The organism is Massilia sp. TSP1-1-2 (assembly GCF_049896185.1).
Classification (GTDB): Bacteria; Pseudomonadota; Gammaproteobacteria; order Burkholderiales; family Burkholderiaceae_D; genus Telluria_A.
Map to the genome: position 1 here is coordinate 105,421 of NZ_JAFCTU010000016.1, position 17,842 is coordinate 123,262.

A 17,842-nucleotide genomic window follows, 5' to 3' on the forward strand; every position below is an offset into this window, starting at 1 on the left:
CAACAACTTATAGAACACTATGAAACCCATCAAAATCGGCCTGATCGGCCTTGGCGTTGTCGGCACCGGCACCTTTAATGTCTTGAAGCGCAACCAGGAAGAAATCCGCCGCCGCGCCGGCCGCGGGATTGAAATCGCGCTGGTCGCGGTGCGCAACGCCGAACGCGCCGAAGCGCTTGTTGCGGGCGACTGCGAGGTCGTCACCGACCCTTACCTGGTCGTGGACCATCCGGATATCGAGATCGTGGTGGAACTGATCGGCGGCTGCGACACGGCCAAGGAGCTGGTCCTGCGCGCCATCAACAACGGCAAGCACGTCGTCACCGCCAACAAGGCGCTGCTGGCGCTGCATGGCAACGAGATTTTTGCTGCGGCCCAGGCTAAGGGCGTGATGGTCGCGTTCGAGGCGGCGGTGGCCGGCGGCATCCCGATCATCAAGGCGCTGCGCGAAGGCTTGACGGCAAACCGGATTGAATCGGTGGCCGGCATCATCAACGGCACCACCAATTTTATCCTGACCGAGATGCGCGACAAGGGGCTGGACTTTGCCACCGTCTTGAAGCAGGCGCAGGCGCTCGGCTACGCCGAAGCCGATCCGACTTTCGACATCGAAGGCGTGGACGCGGCGCACAAGCTGACCATCATGTCGGCCATTGCCTTCGGCATTCCGGTGCAGTTTGACAAGGCGCACGTGGAAGGCATCAGCAGCCTGCAGGCGATCGACATTCGCTACGCCGAGCAGCTCGGTTACCGCATCAAGCTGCTGGGCATTACCAAGCGCGCGATGGTCAACGGCGCTGAAGGAATCGAGCTGCGCGTGCACCCGACGCTCATTCCCGCCAAGCGCCTGATCGCCAACGTTGAGGGCGCGATGAATGCGGTGCTGGTGCAGGCGGACGCCGTTGGCGCCTCGCTGTACTACGGCAAAGGCGCGGGCGCCGAGCCGACCGCGTCGTCGGTGATTGCGGACCTGGTCGACATCACGCGCCTGGCGACGGCCAATCCGGAGTATCGGGTGCCGCACCTGGCGTTCCAGCCGAACCAGATGACCGATGTCGAGATTTTGCCGATGTCGGAGATCACCACCAGCTACTACCTGCGCGTGTACGTGAAGGACCAGCTGGGCGTGATGGCCGATTTGACGCGCATTCTGGCCGACGCGCAGATTTCGATCGACGCCGTACTGCAGAAGGAGCCGGGCGAAGGCGAGACGCGCACCGACATCATCATGCTCACGCACCAGACGCAGGAAAAGAACATCGACGCGGCGATTGCCAAGATCGAGGCGCTGGAGACGGTGGTTGGCAAGCTGGTGAAAATCAGGCTGGAAAATTTGAGCTGAGGCTGGTCGGGCAACTGCGACGGCTACTGGTCAGATGCAAAAGGGTTGGCTATTGCGTAGCCTCGTAGGTCGGAAAAGGCCGAAGGGCCTGGGCGGCCCCCTTATCCGACAAGCGCCGTCGCGACGCATGGCGGAATGCGGGCCTTGCCCTTTTCCGCCCTACTGTAACCCGCCTAGCGCTATGCCGTCCGGTCGCCACTTTTGCGACCGTCTTCGTTACTTCACCATCATCTCGCGCGCCGCCGGATCGTTCTTTTTCACAAACCGCATCACCGACTCCACCGTCACCGTATCAATCTGCCCGGCCGCCCGGCGCCCGAACGGATGATCATCAAACTCCACGTTTGCCCTGAACATGCGCGCGCCAAGTCGCTGCGCGGTCGGCACATGCACGGTAACCGGCGCATACCCGGCCAGCTTGAGCCACTGCTGCGCGCGCGTCCGGTCGCTAATAACCATGTCGCTGGCGCTGGCCGCATACGTCTCCAGCACCCATTGATTCGAATTTTGATACTGGGTCGAAAACGCATACGCGAGCATGTTATAGCGCGGCCAATGCAAGGTGCGCGCCGCCGGTGAGGCGAGCATCGCCACGATCTTCGCCTGGCTCTGCGGCGAAGGAATCAAGATCGCCGCTTCGTGCGCGAACACGTCAAAAAAGAAGTTGCCCAGCCCTTCGTCATACAGCGCCGACTGCGCCGTGCCGCACTCGTTCAGTTCATGCACCACGAGCCAGCGCCCCTTCGGATGGTCGCGCCACACGTAGGCCATGTGCGAATAGCGCAAGCCCTGGCGCGACAAATCCTGCCCCACGCGCGCGATCAGCGCCACCTGCGCATCGCTCGCCTCCAGCGCCGCCAGCGTGTTCTCGGCCAGCTTCATGCTGCTGACAAAACTCGCTACGCTGGATTGCTTCTCTTCGCAGGCCTGGCCCGCATGCGCCGTGCCCAGGCTGCACGCAACCAGGCCGCATATGAGCAGCAACAAAAAACGCTTCATGATCAATGTCCCTCCGCGCGTGAATGGTGCAGCAGCGCCTTGCCCATTTCATTGGGGATGAAGGCGATCACGGCGCCAGCCACGACCAGCGCATAACCACTGGCCATCGTCACCACGCTCACGGCGGTACCGGCCACCATTGAAGCGCCGGTCACCACCTTGCCGCTCATGGTGAGCGTCACGCGCGCCGCGTCGCTTGCACCCTTGAGCACGACCACTGTCGATTCGCCCACTTTTTCCACGCTCTCCACCACGGCAGTGCCGGAGCCGGCCAGCAGCGACATCGTGCCCGCGACTACGACGACCGAGCCAAAGGCGGACATCTCGGAAGCGTTCGAGTTGTAGGTCGGGAAGGGCGCGCGGGCGTTGGCGTTACACAAGGTGCAGGCAAGAACCAGGCAGAGAACGGTTTTCATGTGTTGGGCTTTTTTCGTCAAGTTGGACCAGATGGCATGGACGCATGATGACGTCCCATTTGACTTTTCTCAATCAAATGCTCCACGGTATCGCTTTTAAGTTGAATAAGTATTAATATCTGCTACCGATAGACGAAGGGACATTTGCATGCCGCACGCAATTACACTGGTCGACACCTTGAAGCGCTTGTTGAAGGCGCGTGGCATTACGTACGGCGAACTTGCCGTACGCATCGATATGTCGGAAGCGAGTGTCAAACGCATGTTTTCACAGAAAAACTTCACCTTGCAGCGGCTGGACGAAATTCTCAGCGCCAGCGGCATCGAGTTCGATGAACTGAGCGCAGCCCAAAGTGCGCCAACGCTCATTTCGCACCTGACGCTGGCGCAGGAGCGCGAAATCATTGGCGACTCGCGCTTGCTGGTGGTGGCGGTGTCGGCCATGAACCACATCAGCTTTGACGACATCGTCAGGCTGTACGCCCTGAGCGACGTGGAGGTGACCAAGTACCTGCTGCGGCTCGACAAGATCGGCTTTCTGGAACTGATGCCGAATAACCGCGTCAAGCTGCTCATTGCGCGCACTTTCAGCTGGATCGCCAATGGCCCGATCCAGACCTACTTCCGGCACGAGGCCGCCGCCGACTACCTCGATTCGCGCTTTGACGGCGAAGATGAAGTGCTGCGGCTGGTGAACGTGATGCTCACCAAGCAGTCTGGCGCCGCGCTGCTTGAGCGCCTGAAACAGGTGGCTTCCGAATTCGCACAGCAGCACCAGCACGAAACGCGGCTGCCGCTCGAGCAGCGCCACGCGATCAGCTTCATGGTCGCGGCGCGGCGCTGGGTGCCGCATGCATTCAAGACTTTGCTTCGCCATCCCGTCGCTTGATCCATCCTTACCTCAAATCCGACCTTACCTCAACCTCTCCGAGACCACCATATGAGTCAATCCGGCCAGTTTTCATTGTTGACGCAGCGGCGCTTTGCCCCGTTCTTCTGGACCCAGTTCCTGGGCGCGTTCAACGATAACGTGTTCAAGACAGCATTTCTGGTCGTGCTGACCTTCGATGCCGCCAACTGGGGCATTGCCGATCCGGCGATGCTGGCCACGCTGATTCCGGGCCTGTTCATTTTGCCGTACGTGGTGTTTTCGGCCACTGCCGGCCAGATCGCCGAGAAGATGGAAAAAGGGCGGCTAGCGCGCTATGTGAAGGTCATCGAAATCGTCATCATGCTCGTAGCCGGTCTTGGCTGGATGACCAAGTCGGTGCCGCTGCTGCTGGCCGCCGTGATCGGCATGGGCGTTCACTCCACGCTGTTTGGACCGGTAAAATATGCCTATCTGCCGCAGCAGCTGAAGGCGGAAGAACTGGTCGGGGGCAACGGCCTGATCGAAATGGGCACCTTTGTCGGCATCTTGCTTGGCCAAGTCATCGGCACGGCGCTGGTGCAGTACAAGCCGGGCGGGATCGGCATGGTGGCCGGCGCCACGCTGTTTTTTGCGGTCCTTGGCCTGCTTGTCAGCACCCGCATTCCGCTCTCGCCGGCGCCCGAGCCTGAACTGAAAATCAACCCGAATCCGTTTTCGGAAACCATTCGCAACCTGGCGTTTTCGCGCAAGAACCGCACCGTGTTCCTGTCCATGCTGGGTAATTCCTGGTTCTGGTTTTACGGCGCGATGATTCTGTCGCAGTTCCCGCTGTACGCCAAGGACTACCTGCACGGCGACCCGAGCGTGTTCGTGGGCCTGTTGACGGTGTTTTCGATCGGCGTGGGCGTCGGTTCCCTGCTGTGCGAAAAACTGTCCGGCCACAAGGTTGAAATCGGCCTGGTGCCTTTCGGTTCGATTGGCCTGTCGCTGTTTGGCATCGAGCTCTATTTTGCCAGCGTCGCCTATGGCGCCGGTCCGCAACTGGTCACCATGGCGGGGTTTTTCAGCAATCATGGGTCGCTGCGCATTTTGATCGACGTCGCCATGATCGGCGTGTTCGGTGGCCTGTTCATCGTGCCGCTGTTCGCGCTGATCCAGACCCGCTGCGACCCCAAGCACTTGTCGCGCACCATCGGCGGCATGAACATTCTCAATGCGCTGTTCATGATTGCCGCTGCCGGCGCTGCCATCGTCATGCACCAGTTTGGCTTGTCGATTCCCCAGATGTTCCTGGCCACGGCGGTGCTAAACGCTATCGTCGCGGTGTACATCTTCTCGCTGGTGCCCGAATTCCTGATCCGCTTCATGGCCTGGATGCTGATTCATACCATCCACCGGGTTGAAGTGGTCGATGTCGAGCGCATTCCCGCTGAAGGCGCGGCGGTCCTGGTCTGTAACCATGTGAGTTTTGTCGATGCGCTGGTGATCGGTGCGGCCAGTCCGCGCCCGATTCGTTTCGTGATGGATCACCGCATTTTCAAGACGCCCTTCATGGGCTGGTTCTTCCGCACGGCGCGCGCCATTCCCATTGCGCCGGCCAAGGAAGATCCGTGGCTGATGGAAAAGGCATACATCGACATCGCGCAGGCGCTGGCGGAAGGGGACCTGGTATGCATTTTCCCGGAAGGTAAGCTCACCAGCACCGGCGAGATGAATGAATTCCGGGGCGGTATCGTCAAGATCCTCGAACGCAGCCAGGTGCCCGTCATTCCGATGGCGCTGCGCGGGCTGTGGGGCAGCTTGCTTACGCGCGACCCGACCAACCTGTTCGGGCGCTCGTTCGCGCGCGGGCCCCGCTCGCAACTGGCGCTGGCCGTGGGCGCCCCGGTGCAACCGGCCCAGGCCACGCCCGAGTATTTGCACCAGCAGGTGAAGAACTTGCGCGGCGACTGGAAGTAAAGCCCTGGTGCGCTAACCGGACTTAGACCACGCGCCGCAGCACGGGCGCGCGGCTTAACTGCCCGCTGGCCAGGCGCTTGATCTCATCGAAATTGACGGGCTTGATCAGGTGGTGATCAAAGCCTGCCTCAATGGTGCGCTGCCTTGCATCGCTCTGCCCCCATCCTGTCAGCGCGATCATCAGCACGTCTTGCGAGCCCGGTTTGCACCGGATGCGGCGCGCCGCTTCATAGCCGTCCATGCTCGGCATACCAAGGTCCATGACGATCATGTCGGGCATTGCCGCATCCACTGCCGCCACCGCCCCGTAGCCGTCGTAGGCCGTGGCCACGTTACAGTTTTCCATCTCGAACAGGGCCTGCAAGGAGTCGGCCGCGTCGCGGTTGTCGTCGACCACCAGCACCTTGGGCCGGTGATCGACCTTGCCAATCGCCTGGCCGGGCTGCGGCGCCTGGGTTGGCCGCGCTTCGGTCACCACCGGCAGCGTGACGACAAATTCACTGCCCTTGCCCAGGCCTTCGCTGCGCGCATGCACACTGCCGCCGTGCATTTCGGCGAACTGGCGCGACAAGCTCAGGCCGATGCCAAGGCCGCTCGTGATCTGGCCCGAAGGCGGCCGGCTTTGTTCGAACATCGCGAAAATGCGCTCCACTGCAGCCGGATCGAGCCCGATGCCGGTGTCCTTGATGTAGATCTTGATGGCGCCGCATTCGACCAGCGCGCGCACCGATATGCGGCCTTCGACCGGCGTGAACTTGACGGCGTTGGAGACTATATTGGACACGATTTGCACTACGCGCGCGTAGTCCGCGTGCAGCACCACTTCTTCGGCGGGCAAGGCCAGCTCGATCTTGATGCGGCGCGCCGCCGCCGGCCCGGAGCACAGCTCGGTGACATGGTCCATGATGGCGCCAAAGGTCGTGTAGTCGCGCTGCAGCGCGATTTTGCCGCTGTTGATACGGGCCACGTCGAGCAAGTCATCGACCAGCCGCGTCAAGTGCGTTACCTGGCGTTCGACTACCTCGCTGACCTTCTTGACGGGTGCCTGGTCCGGGTACATGTGGGTCAGCACGCCCATCGAGGTGCGGATCGGGGCCAGCGGATTGCGCAGCTCGTGGCCGAGACTGGCCAAAAATTCATCCTTGCGGCGATCGGTCTCGCGCACCTGGTACTGTTTTTCGCGCGCGCGCAGCACCGATTGCAGCGAGGTGATGAGCGTGAGCGTGCGCACCGGCCGCTCGAGCAGCGTGACGTTGCCCAGCACGCTGATGGCCTGGCGCACGCTGAGCGAGTCCGGCCCGCGATTGGTCAGCAGGACGATGGGAATATCCGACCAGCTGGGCTGGCGCTGCACCGCCTCGCCCAGCATCTTTAGCGCCGCGCCATTCGCCAGCGCCTCTTCCACCGTCAGCACCGCACCCACGCCGAGCGCCATTTCGGCCGCGAGCTGCGCGGCGGTAGCGGTGACCAGGTTGTCGACCTTTGCCAGCGTCAGCACCTTCGACGCCAGCATGGCGTCTTGCCCGGTCGGGGCGTAGATCAGGACACGCTTTTCCATAGGTGGCTTATGAGAGGTCGTCGTCGAACAGGACGTCGCACTGGTTTTCATCGAAGCTCGGCACGCCCGTCAGGATGCCGTGGAAGTTGGTCAGCACGTCGCCCACCGCGATGCCCTTGGCGCTCATCGAGTACAGGCGGATGGTGCGTTCGTGCAGGCCGACCCGCTTTTTAAATACCGAGATCGCCTGGTGCACTTTGCCGCGCGCCTCAAAGTAGCGCAGCATGATCACGCTGTCGGCAATGTAGCTGGCGTCCACCGACGACGACATCGCACCGCCGATCACGCCTGGCTGCACGCCGACCAGCATGGTGACCACGCCGCGCTGGCCGAGGTAGGTCAGCAGCTCGTGCATGTGGGTAGTCAGGAAGCGCTCGTCGGGCATGGCGTTGAGGTAGCCATTGAGGCTGTCGATGACGATCACGCGCGCGCCGCCGCCTTCGGCGTCGACCACGGCCTGCATGAATTCTCCGGGCGACATCTCGGCCGGGTCGATCTGCTGGATCGTCAGGTCGCCCTTGTCGAGCGCACCCTGCAAGTCGAGCCCGAGGCCGGCGCAGCGCAACAGCAGGTTGTTGGCCGCTTCTTCAAACAGGAACATGGCCGCCTTCTGGCCGCGCTGGATCGCGGCATATACATACTGGCAGCACAGCGAGGATTTGCCGGTGCCGGGCGGCCCGGAAATGAGGGTGCTGGTGCCTTCGTCAAGCCCGCCGCCGGTGAGCGCATCGAGCGCGGCGATGCCGCTCGAGAGCCGCCCGCGCGGCGCGGTCACGCGCGTTTGGGCCGCGATCAGGCGCGGGTAGACGCACAGGCCGCCGGTGAGGATCTTGTAGTCGTGCGAGCCGCCGCGAAAGGCGATACCGCGGTATTTGACGACCCGCACGCGCCGCCTTTCGGAGCCGTAGTCCTGGTTGATCAGTTCGAGCGTGATGACGCCGTGCGCCACGCTGCGCACTTGCAGGTCGCCCGAGAGCGCGGTGCGGTCGTCAAGGAAGAGGGTGGTGCAGCCTTTGCCGGACAGGTACTGTTTGAGCGCGAGCACCTGGCGGCGGTAGCGCAGCGCGCTCTCAGCGAGCAGCTGCAGCTCGGAGAGCGAATCGAGCACGACGCGGGTCGGCTTGTATTTTTCGATGGCGTCGAGGATGCGCTGGGTGGTCAGGCCCATTTCGATTTCGGACGGGTGGAAGATGGTGAACTGGTGGTCCGGGTGGAGGATGTTCTCGTTGGGGATGATATCCTCGACGTGGATGCCGTCCATCGACCAGCCGTGCGACTGCGCCACGGACGTCAATTCGACGCGCGTTTCGGCTAGCGTGATATAGATGACCGATTCGCCGCGCCGCACGCCTTCGTGCAGAAATTGCAGGGCCAGCGTGGCCTTGCCGGTTCCCGGTTCGCCTTCAATGAGGAACAGACGGTCGCTGGTGAGGCCACCGCCGAGGATGGTGTCCAGGCCGGGCACGCCGGTCGAAAGAAAACGGTTGGTTTCGCTGTTTTGATTTTCCATGGGAAAGTGCCCCTAGATCGGATTTAGATTTAGTTTTTGCAACTATTGATTTGGATACCACATGATTGGGCTAAGGCTTGCGGTTCGCTTGAGTTTGGGATTTTCCGCGAAGCAAGATGCGTTATTCGCCGGAATTTCGCGCATGTTTGTCTTATCTCCTATTGCGGGGAGGGCAAACGTGGAGCGTGAATTTCAGCGCCAAAACCGGCGCATGCTCTGATATAATTCACAACTCGTCGGGGCGTAGCGCAGCCTGGTAGCGTACTTGCATGGGGTGCAAGGGGTCGAGTGTTCAAATCACTCCGTCCCGACCAATAGAATCAAAGACTTAGTGAAAGCCGGCCTGTGCCGGCTTTTTCTATATGCAACGTATACACAGCGTATACACAGAATATTAAATGAAAGCCGGGACTGGGCGCGCGCAAATGCGGCGATCAATGACACTGATCTGCGCCAGTACGGTGAGGGAAGTCAAGGCAGTGAACTCATGGGTTGGGCTTCCGTACGAGGTCCTTTGCGGCGAGAGAGCTGCGGCCGTCGACTTGCTGGCATCGTCTTCCGCGAACCTTGCGAATGTGGTCGGTTCTGCTGAGTGGGGGGCCTGCAATATAACAAGCTACGTGTTGGCGGCGCGGTGCATGGCGGGTGTCCCGGACCCACATGGCGCGTTGCAGCAGCCTGCCCGGGACAACTTCACCTTGCCGCTGTAGCTTGCGCGAAGCGGCCAGCAAAATCCGCTGTGACGGCCGTCTGATCCTTACTAGCTAAACTACTGCGTCTCACGTGCCTTGATGCGCGCCTGTACCCAATGCTCGATTTCGCTTTTAACCCATGCTGATGAACGGCTTCCAAGTTTTACTGGTTTGGGAAATTCGCCCTTTTGCATGGCTTCATAGACACTACTTCGCGACTTTCCGCATATTGCCAGGACTTCTTTCATACGGATGAAACGTACCTCTGGTAAGCGTGAACTCGCCCGTCGGTCAATCCATGAGGGCAACTGCGACTGCTCCATACTTTGCTCCGTTCAATTGTTTATCGTTATTTTTGGTTGGCTGGACTTGGACGTCACTCCCCGCCGTCAGCGCGGCGGAAAAGTGCACCCGTTTTAATTGAACGAGGTTAGCAGTAGGGAAATCGCAAAATGTGTGCAAGATCAAGTTGAACTATTCACCCGCGCAAAGTTCAATCGATTTTGCTCATGCTGATTTCCGATCGGAATTTTTCGCGTCCTCGGTGGCGCCTTGCGCCCCCAGTGCTTCGCACCCGGCTGACACCTGACGGCACGCCCAGTGCTTCGCACCCGGCTGACACCTGACGGCACGCCCAGTGCTTCGCACCCGGCTGACACCTGACGGCACGGCCCAGTGCTTCGCACCCGGCTGACACCTGACGGCACGCCCAGTGCTTCGCACCCGGCTGACACCTGACGGCACGCCCGGTGCTTCGCACCCGGCTGACACCTGACGGCACGCCCGGTGCTGCGCACCCGGCTGACACCTGACGGCACGCCCGGTGCTGCGCACCTAGATAAGACCCGCCTGATCGTCCTCAATATTGCCCCCACAGAGTTCAGGTCTCGCATCCGCATCTCGTGGCAAAACTCTTGCTCGACATCAACGGAACATTGACGGGCCATCTCCTTCGTCAAAGGTTGTCCGATTCTGACTTGATTTTGCGCAATGTTGTGCGCTCAGAATGCATCACATTAACGTTTTCTTGTCCCGAAATGAGATCAGGTATTTCACAACGACACAGATCTCAGTGCAGCGATGTGTTACCATATATGAAATATTTCATATGGCTTAACCACTACATAATCGGTTCGTTTTCCTGAGAGCCGTGGACTAAATGCCCCTTTCTACGTGCACCACTAGGACTTCGCATGATTCTTAGCAACTTCCCCTTAGACGTGAGCGGTCTGACCGAAGCGAACCGCCCCATCCGCTTACGCCTGTCCACGGCGAAAGGCGTCGTTGACGATCTGCTGTTGGTGAAACACGTCAGCGGAATAGAGACGATTTGCGGCGGCATTGAATACTCCTTGCTGTGCGTGTCTACGCAAGGTGGCATGCAGCTTAAGCAATTCATTGCGAATCCTGTCGAAATCCTGTTCGTGACTGATTCGGGAGCGTTGCGTTCTGTATGTGGGATCGTTGGCGCCGCCGTTGAGGGACACGGCGACGGGGGCCTAGCCACGTATCAACTGATCGTGCGCGACGCCTTCTCGCTCTTTGAAAATACATGTAACACCCGCGTCTTTCGTAATGCCAGCGAAGTCGATATCACCAACATCATGTTACGTGAGTGGCGCGAGGCGAATCCAATCGCGGCACGCGCGTTCAACTTCGACGTTGGGCATCTGAAAACGTACCCGTCGCGCGAATTTACAATGCAGTACAACGAATCGAACGCGGCATTTCTGCGACGTTTATGGAAGCGGCGCGGGATCGCATGGTTTGTCCAGCCCGGCGCAGCGACAAGCGAGGGTAGTGATGAGACCCCCGTCCATACCTTGGTGCTATTCGACGACGCGATGTCGCTAAAGAAAAATGCGGCCGGGGCTGTCCGATACCATCGTGACGCCGGCACCGAAAAGCGCGACACCATCACCAGTTGGCAAGCGGTGCGCACGTTGAAAGCGGGGACCGTCACGCGCCGTAGTTGGGACTATGCGCAAGCGTGGTCCATGAGCAGTGCCGATACGAGCAACAACGATCAGGGCACACTCGGCAACCAATTTGCCGCCAGTCTTGATGACTATTTGATAGACGTTCCTCACGCCGCCGACGACGCAAAGGACTACAGCAGTCTTGGAGCCTTACGCATGCAGCGCCAGGAATATGAGGCGAAATTTTTTCAAGGTGAAGGCAGCGACCGCAATATGTGTTGCGGTCAGTGGAACGCGGTCACGGGCCATCCCGAGATCGACGCTCACCCGGAAAACGAGAGAGAGTTCGTCATCACCGAATTGCGCATCGAAGCCGAAAACAATCTTCCGAAGACTCTTGACGACAGAGTACGCGGACTGTTCGCGCTCAATCATTGGAATAGCGAGAGCGCCACCCTTGAACAAGCCAGCGCCGAGCGAGGGGTGCGTTACACCAACCGCTTTACCTGCGTACGGCGCGGCATACCCATCGTGCCTTCCTACGACCCGCGCATCGATCTGCCGCGCACCGAAGCGCAAACGGTGACCGTAGTGGGGCCTGTCAATGAAGAGGTGCATTGCGACGAAATGGGCCGGGTCAAGGTGCGCTTCCCAGCGTGCCGTGTTGAAGATCACGAGCATGCGCAAGGTGCAGGGGCTTCCGATAGTGATCGAGACTCCGCATGGCTGCGGGTTTCGAGCGGTTGGGCTAGTGCGCAATACGGCGCGATCTCGCTGCCACGAGCAGGCGATGAGGTGGTCGTCATATTCCTCGGAGGCGATCCAGATAAGCCGTTGATCATCAGCCGCGTGCACGGTGCTAAAACGCTGCCACCGGCTTTCAGCAAAGTCAGCAAACTTCCCGGCGACAGGTACTTGTCTGGCATTCGAAGCAAGGAAGTGAAGGCCCTGCGCTACAACCAGCTTCGCATGGACGATACACCAGGCCAGATCAGCGCGCAACTGGAAAGCGAACATGGACATAGCCAACTTAATCTTGGCTACTTGACCCATCCGCGATGTGACGGTAAGGCCGACGCGCGCGGTGAGGGGTTCGAGCTGGCGACCAACGATAGCGGGACCATTCGTACTGCAAAATCACTTCTGATCTCTGCGTGGAAGCGGCTGGACGCAAGCGGCACCCAATTGAGCAGCGAAGAGCATATCGCCTTGATGCAGGACTGCCTGGATCTGTTCAAGTCGCTGGGGCAGTATGCTGCGAAGAACAAAGCGTTTGAGCTGGACCCGGCGCCACAGGCGGAACTGAAGGACGACGTGAACGGGGCCGCTGCGGGAAGCAACACAGCGCCTGGTGGCGAGGGCGGAAAACCGACGCTCAGTGTTACCGCGCCGGCCGGCATTGCTTTTACAACCCCCAAGACCTTAGTCAGCTATGCGGGGGTAAACATCGACACGGTCGCGATGCAGCACATGCAATTAACCAGTGGCGAGCGGTTTAACTTGAACGCCGGAAAAGGCATCTCGTTATTTTCCCACATGGATGGCATTTCTCAAATTGCCCACAACGGCAAGTTCGTGATGCAGAGCCAACACGATGATATGCAGATCGACTCTGCCAAGGACATCAGGGTCACGGCCGGGAAGCGCCTCATCATCATGGCGGAAGATGAGGTCACCTTGATGGTCAGCGGCGGCGCCTACCTCAAGCTCAAAGGCGGCAACGTGGAGGTTGGCGGACCGGGGCCGATGACGATCAAGACCGATGGGCACCATTGGAACGGGCCAGCCAGTGCAAGTACAGAGCTCCCATCCTTCGACAAAGGTGACTTCGGGCGCGTTCCGCGCCTCTTGCGTGCCACTGATGGCAAGCCTGTCGAAGGCATGGAAATGTACGTCGAGCGTGCTGGCGACAGCCCCATTTCCGGGGTAACCGACAGCTTGGGCAAAGGGGAGAAGATCGTATCCGACCGCTTGCAGCGACTCCGCGCAATTTTTTACCATAAGCCCAAATAATGCACTTCATACAAACTGCTTGAAGACTGAACCACATGACCAATCCTCCGCTTACCTTTGACGGTACCCCACTAGCCGATCCAAACAACATTTTCATGGGCGAAAGGTCGGGCGTCACGTTTCTCGACCAAGAAGCAAGCGTCGATGTTATTTCGCAGCTGCCCCTGCCCGGAATCGTAATCTTTGTTCACGGCGTAAACTCCGATGGCGAGTGGTATACCCAGTGCGAAGAGGGGCTTTGCAATGGCCTGAATGACCGCCTCAAGCGACGCAAAGAGCACTTGAAATATGGAGGCGTCGCGGGCGGCCAACTCACACCGGCGACGTACTTGTCGGAGTTGACGGATGACGGATTTCTAAACCCGGACGTTAGCGCTAAGACATTCATCAAACCCGATCCGAACTTTTCGTCGGTGATACAATTCCGATGGGGCTACAAGGCGTCCAGCGAAGAGTTAAAAAAATACGGCCCCGGGCTTTACCTCAACGAGAACAATTACTGGGGTGGCGGTCCTTTTGCAAACGGATGCACTTCCTTACCTGACCTTTGGAGTGAGGGACTTTCCGACACCTTGTTCCTGTGGATGCATGTCCAGCATCTGAATCCGACTAACGACCGAAATGTGTACGCATGCCCCCCTCGGCCTTACTATGTGGTGGCCGCACTGCGCCTAGCAAAGCTGGTCGAGTCGGTTCGGAAGAAGCAGGCTGATGTTCCCATAACAATCGTCTGCCATAGTCAAGGCAATTTGATCGGCCTCGCGGCTGCATTCCTTGGGGATCGGTTGCCTTCCGTGCAGGACGGAAGTAATAAGACAGGGCGCTGTGTAGCTGACAATTATGTCCTCTGCAACGCACCCTACAGCTTGGTGAAGAAGAACATCACGCAAGGATGGGCAGAGCGAGGAATGAAAGATGGCAAGGGCAAAGGTGGCCGTCAGACTGCTGGTGCGCGCAATGAGACTTTAGCGAATTTCTTCGAAATCATTCGCGGCCAGGGTCCGATGGAACAAAGCACTGAGCACATCGACATGTTCATGAAGAACGAGGCTCATGGATTCGATGCCCAGTCAGACCGTCAGAAATATGGCTACGGTCCAAAGCCATCAACGTACGGTCGCGTCACGCTCTATTTCAATCCTCATGACCAAGTTATCTCGTCCAGCACGGTCCAGGGGATCGGCTGGCGAGGAATGAATCAGGAGGAGATCAACGCTACCAATGGCAAGGACGTGTTCTCGCAACGAGCCTTTGCACAAAATTTCCCGGTGGGAAAGCAGGGCGAATACGACTTCTGGGCGAATCATCACGGCACAGGGATCAAACCCGGCAGCCAGGATTTTTGGTTCCCCAATTCGCAAATGGCGAAATATGACATCAAAAAAGGACTGGACGCCAATGACTATGCAATCGGCAAAGTAATGACCTTCGCGTCTGCTCCTTTTGCAATTATCGGGATGCTGCTGGCGCGGGTCCGTATCAATGCTTTACCGCCAGACGACTGGAAGACACCGCTGAAAGCACCCAACTTACCAGGGGAATTTGTGCCGGAAGCGCGTCGCTTTGGCAAATCGACAAAGCAGTTCGATGAGGGCGCCGACGCACCAGGCGAATCCCGCGATAAGGACCGGGTACGAACGCCGGATGATCCCTATTCCGGCGACAATAAAGTGCCCGCCGACGGAACTCCAGAAGCAAGGAAGAAAGGGAGCGATGCCGCTGAGGGAAGCAAGGACAGCGAGGCAGCCTTACGTTACGAGCACCACGCCTACTTGCGATTTCAAGCGAAACGGGCAAAACGTTACGCGCCCGGAGCCGATGTCACGGAGGAGAATGATCCAAGCACAGCAAGCGCCGACTACAATGCTTGGCGGACGAAGATTATCAAGGAAAATTTGGCGGCCAACGTTACCACACACGCGACGGACCATTCAACAATTATGACCAACGGTATGCATGCACAGAAGGCTCTTGCATACGACGTTGCAATCGGGAGATGTAGCATCAGCGATGCAGATATGCGGGCGCTGCGAATTGCGGCCGACTGGCGCTACTTAGAGAGCCTCAAGCCAGAAGATCCCGGTAAGGCGTTTTCAGACTACTTCCGCACTGGACAACTAAAAGGAGATCCAGTCACAAAATGGGCGGCTGAAAGCCCCGAAGGGAAGATGCCTACAAAAATCATTGACCAGCGTGCTATTGGTGCCGGGAACGCAGAGGCGACCAAATGAGCGGATTGATCGCAACACGCACGCGCCGGTTCGGATGGGCGGCCCTCGCTTTCACCGTTGCCTTCGGCATCGCACTCTTGCTGACATGGAGGGCCGACGCAACGACTCCCCGCTTACTTACCGACGGAGAACTCATGAACCGATTCCTACTCCTGCCGACCCTGGTTGCCGGCGTTGTGCTAGCGATGTTAACCATCGGCGCATCAACGCCTGCAATAGCGGCCCCCGTCCATACCCCGGCACCAGCGGCGAACACCGCAAAACCATTCCAAGCCCAAGTAGTAGGCTTGCAATGGCTAAATCCTCTTCAGCGAAAAGACTACCCCACGGAGTGGCAATTGCTCTGGACTTTGGGACTAGTTAAGCCGAGCAAAGACGACGATATGGTGCGTACGAATCCGGGGAAGTACTCGAAGCTTCAGCCGATAGGAATCATCGCCTATGGAAATGAGGGCAGCGAATCCTTTGCGGGCTACCATCATAAATATGTACAGGCACTGACGGTGATCTTCCATGACATTTACTACACCAGTCCGACCTATTTTTATAATGTTGCATCAAACGACGACAAAAAATCTTGGCGCGAGCTAGCCGGCATTCATGTGGAATACGCATTGCCGGCGGGGAGACTTGACCCACTTGAAGCAGGGCAATTCCTGCGTGACGACATGGTGTCCATATTTGGGATGGGCAACGTCAACACACCATCCGTTTGGACGCGGAGTGCGCCACCTGATGTGCGGGTGACGATGGGCGGGAATAACGCTGGCTTTCTGTCGCTGTCAGCGGCCCTCGACTATTTGCAGGCACACCCCAAAGAAACGGTATGGGTGATGAACTGGGATGCTCCTAGCTTCCCGCCAAAGGACGAACAAATCAACGAAAATATGGTCCTCCTAGTGTTAGCGGGACCAGATTTCAAAACCGAGCGTGATCCTTTAGCATGGATAGGTTATCCCGCTAAACACAAACTAGATGAGTTTGAGGCAAAGAAGGGCTTGCCGCCTCGCGCCTCTCAAGCGTGGAAGGCCACCGTGGAATCCGCAGCCCGCAACGCCGGGAAACAGGACAGCGACATCGGGTATGTCATCCATGATGCCAACAATGCCCATGCAGCCTCATCCGAGCGACTGGCGAGCCTCGCGCAGACCCTTACTGCGGAGCTGGTCGAATTTGACTTCATGAAACAGACCTTCAACACGCCTGCCCTGCTCGGCGAGATGGGAGCCGGTACCGCATTGACCAATGTGGCCCTGGCAATCGGCTACGCGAATCACGTCGGAAAGACCGTACTGGTCGCGGGAACCAACGACGCTTCTGAACCTACTGGCGTTGTGGTAGTCCCACCAGCGAAAGTGCGGCCTATTGATATGAGCGCTCCATGGTTCCGCGCCCGCGGCGGGAACACTGCGTTCTTGCCTTGGTGGGGATTGCGGCACGATGCGAAGGCTCATTCGCAAGGATATTCACAATAGGCCGCTGTCGCCGACGCACCTGCACGGCTCGTTGTTTGTTCGTAAAGAAAACGGGCGAAGCAATTCCAATTTTTCCCTTTTGAAGGCTTTCATGCGCGGCGTAATTCGTTTGAACGACCCCACAAGTCATGGTGGCAAGGTGATATCAGCGGCGTCCTCAAGTAAGGTTATGGGCTTGGCCGTAGCGCGCAAAGGCGACCAATGTCTTTGTCCGATGCGCGGGCACGAGGTGTGCGTAATTGCAGAGGGCGACCCGAAAGTGTTGATCGATGGCGTCCCCGTCGCGTTCGAAGGGCACAAAACCACCTGCGGAGCTACCTTAATGTCGACGGTACCCAAGAGCGTTCGCGAGTAAAGAAAGCAGAGCCCCGCCATGCCTATCCCGTCCTTTGCATATCGTGTCGAGAGCGTCGTGTCAGGACAAGCACAGGTTCTCATTGCGGGAGAGAATCGTTTTTCTTTTGAAGGTGACGATGTTTTGGTGGAGCTTGCCTCGATCACGACTGTAGGGGTTAAGCATCTCAGCGAAGTGGATTCTCATACAGTGAACTCCATTCTCGGGTCACGGTCGCACGTTGTCCGCTTCATCAACGGTTCAGTGCTACGGTATGCGTACAACAGCGCCGGGGACCTTCTTGAACTGTCCGGAGAAAACCTTGCTTGTACGTTGTCGGCTGAGGGCGAGCTACTTTTTCGCCTCCGTTAATTAACAACTTCGCCATTTCCGCTCGACGGCCATCGATTTGCGTGAAAATTTCACCATCAACTCACGTGATCACAGTAAGCGCGCTATTTACCCCACCTTCCATTGCTAATTTTCCGCACCCAGAATCGGGGCTCCATCAACTAAAGGAGTC

At 58.6% G+C, this 17,842-nt stretch carries 13 protein-coding genes and 1 tRNA gene; 9 read left to right on the forward strand and 5 right to left on the reverse strand.

The window, feature by feature from the left end:
• The first annotated feature begins 19 nt into the window (after window positions 1-19).
• Window positions 20-1,342, forward strand: coding sequence for a homoserine dehydrogenase (locus ACP7BV_RS15595; RefSeq protein WP_426105074.1), 1,323 nt, complete (start codon window positions 20-22; stop codon window positions 1,340-1,342).
• 216 nt (window positions 1,343-1,558) lie between these two features.
• Here ACP7BV_RS15595 and ACP7BV_RS15600 read toward each other — a convergent pair whose 3' ends face one another.
• The gene (locus ACP7BV_RS15600; protein WP_426105076.1) at window positions 1,559-2,341 is read right to left on the reverse strand and encodes a DUF2145 domain-containing protein; all 783 of its coding nucleotides are present in this window, start codon (window positions 2,339-2,341) and stop codon (window positions 1,559-1,561) included.
• 2 nt (window positions 2,342-2,343) lie between these two features.
• Window positions 2,344-2,757 (reverse strand): hypothetical protein, encoded by a 414-nt coding sequence (locus ACP7BV_RS15605; RefSeq protein WP_426105078.1) that lies wholly within the window; start codon window positions 2,755-2,757, stop codon window positions 2,344-2,346.
• Between the two features lie 148 nt (window positions 2,758-2,905).
• Here ACP7BV_RS15605 and ACP7BV_RS15610 point away from each other — a divergent pair, with 148 nt between their 5' ends.
• Window positions 2,906-3,646: a helix-turn-helix domain-containing protein gene (locus tag ACP7BV_RS15610; RefSeq protein ID WP_426105080.1), complete on the forward strand. Its 741-nt coding sequence runs from the start codon at window positions 2,906-2,908 to the stop codon at window positions 3,644-3,646.
• A 51-nt stretch (window positions 3,647-3,697) separates the two neighbouring features.
• Entirely contained in the window at window positions 3,698-5,587 is a 1,890-nt protein-coding gene (locus tag ACP7BV_RS15615) for an MFS transporter (protein ID WP_426105081.1), read from the forward strand.
• Between the two features lie 22 nt (window positions 5,588-5,609).
• Here ACP7BV_RS15615 and ACP7BV_RS15620 read toward each other — a convergent pair whose 3' ends face one another.
• Window positions 5,610-7,145 carry a hybrid sensor histidine kinase/response regulator gene (locus ACP7BV_RS15620; RefSeq protein WP_426105082.1) on the reverse strand — a complete coding sequence of 512 codons (1,536 nt, stop codon included), beginning with the start codon at window positions 7,143-7,145 and terminating at the stop codon, window positions 5,610-5,612.
• Between the two features lie 7 nt (window positions 7,146-7,152).
• Window positions 7,153-8,655, reverse strand: coding sequence for an ATPase domain-containing protein (locus ACP7BV_RS15625; protein WP_426105083.1), 1,503 nt, complete (start codon window positions 8,653-8,655; stop codon window positions 7,153-7,155).
• A gap of 237 nt (window positions 8,656-8,892) precedes the next feature.
• Here ACP7BV_RS15625 and ACP7BV_RS15630 point away from each other — a divergent pair.
• Window positions 8,893-8,969, forward strand: a tRNA-Pro gene (locus ACP7BV_RS15630).
• 455 nt (window positions 8,970-9,424) lie between these two features.
• Here ACP7BV_RS15630 and ACP7BV_RS15635 read toward each other — a convergent pair.
• Entirely contained in the window at window positions 9,425-9,670 is a 246-nt protein-coding gene (locus ACP7BV_RS15635) for a helix-turn-helix transcriptional regulator (protein ID WP_426105085.1), read from the reverse strand.
• Window positions 9,671-10,540: 870 nt separating this feature from the next.
• On the opposite strand from ACP7BV_RS15635, the gene ACP7BV_RS15640 reads away from it, so the two are divergent.
• The 5 genes from ACP7BV_RS15640 (at window position 10,541) to ACP7BV_RS15660 (ending at window position 17,691) form a co-directional block, all read left to right on the forward strand.
• On the forward strand, window positions 10,541-13,279 hold the full coding sequence (locus tag ACP7BV_RS15640; RefSeq protein ID WP_426105086.1) for a type VI secretion system Vgr family protein: 2,739 nt from the start codon (window positions 10,541-10,543) through the stop codon (window positions 13,277-13,279).
• 35 nt (window positions 13,280-13,314) lie between these two features.
• Window positions 13,315-15,510 (forward strand): T6SS effector phospholipase Tle3 domain-containing protein, encoded by a 2,196-nt coding sequence (locus ACP7BV_RS15645; protein WP_426105087.1) that lies wholly within the window; start codon window positions 13,315-13,317, stop codon window positions 15,508-15,510.
• A complete protein-coding gene (locus tag ACP7BV_RS15650) occupies window positions 15,507-16,985 on the forward strand; it encodes a virulence factor (RefSeq protein WP_426105089.1) in 1,479 nt (492 codons plus the stop codon). The genes ACP7BV_RS15645 and ACP7BV_RS15650 overlap by 4 nt, the downstream gene beginning before the upstream one ends.
• A gap of 91 nt (window positions 16,986-17,076) precedes the next feature.
• Window positions 17,077-17,340 (forward strand): PAAR domain-containing protein, encoded by a 264-nt coding sequence (locus ACP7BV_RS15655; protein ID WP_426105096.1) that lies wholly within the window; start codon window positions 17,077-17,079, stop codon window positions 17,338-17,340.
• A gap of 18 nt (window positions 17,341-17,358) precedes the next feature.
• Window positions 17,359-17,691 carry a hypothetical protein gene (locus ACP7BV_RS15660; protein WP_426105090.1) on the forward strand — a complete coding sequence of 111 codons (333 nt, stop codon included), beginning with the start codon at window positions 17,359-17,361 and terminating at the stop codon, window positions 17,689-17,691.
• Window positions 17,692-17,842: the final 151 nt, after the last annotated feature.

Coding starts and splice junctions, on each gene's coding strand:
- ACP7BV_RS15625 (WP_426105083.1), bottom strand. CDS start 8,655: ATGGAAAATCAAAACAGCGAAACCAACCGTTTTCTTTCGACCGGCGTG.
- ACP7BV_RS15640 (WP_426105086.1), top strand. CDS start 10,541: ATGATTCTTAGCAACTTCCCCTTAGACGTGAGCGGTCTGACCGAAGCG.
- ACP7BV_RS15620 (WP_426105082.1), bottom strand. CDS start 7,145: ATGGAAAAGCGTGTCCTGATCTACGCCCCGACCGGGCAAGACGCCATG.
- ACP7BV_RS15655 (WP_426105096.1), top strand. CDS start 17,077: ATGCGCGGCGTAATTCGTTTGAACGACCCCACAAGTCATGGTGGCAAG.
- ACP7BV_RS15600 (WP_426105076.1), bottom strand. CDS start 2,341: ATGAAGCGTTTTTTGTTGCTGCTCATATGCGGCCTGGTTGCGTGCAGC.
- ACP7BV_RS15635 (WP_426105085.1), bottom strand. CDS start 9,670: ATGGAGCAGTCGCAGTTGCCCTCATGGATTGACCGACGGGCGAGTTCA.
- ACP7BV_RS15615 (WP_426105081.1), top strand. CDS start 3,698: ATGAGTCAATCCGGCCAGTTTTCATTGTTGACGCAGCGGCGCTTTGCC.
- ACP7BV_RS15610 (WP_426105080.1), top strand. CDS start 2,906: ATGCCGCACGCAATTACACTGGTCGACACCTTGAAGCGCTTGTTGAAG.
- ACP7BV_RS15650 (WP_426105089.1), top strand. CDS start 15,507: ATGAGCGGATTGATCGCAACACGCACGCGCCGGTTCGGATGGGCGGCC.
- ACP7BV_RS15645 (WP_426105087.1), top strand. CDS start 13,315: ATGACCAATCCTCCGCTTACCTTTGACGGTACCCCACTAGCCGATCCA.
- ACP7BV_RS15605 (WP_426105078.1), bottom strand. CDS start 2,757: ATGAAAACCGTTCTCTGCCTGGTTCTTGCCTGCACCTTGTGTAACGCC.
- ACP7BV_RS15595 (WP_426105074.1), top strand. CDS start 20: ATGAAACCCATCAAAATCGGCCTGATCGGCCTTGGCGTTGTCGGCACC.
- ACP7BV_RS15660 (WP_426105090.1), top strand. CDS start 17,359: ATGCCTATCCCGTCCTTTGCATATCGTGTCGAGAGCGTCGTGTCAGGA.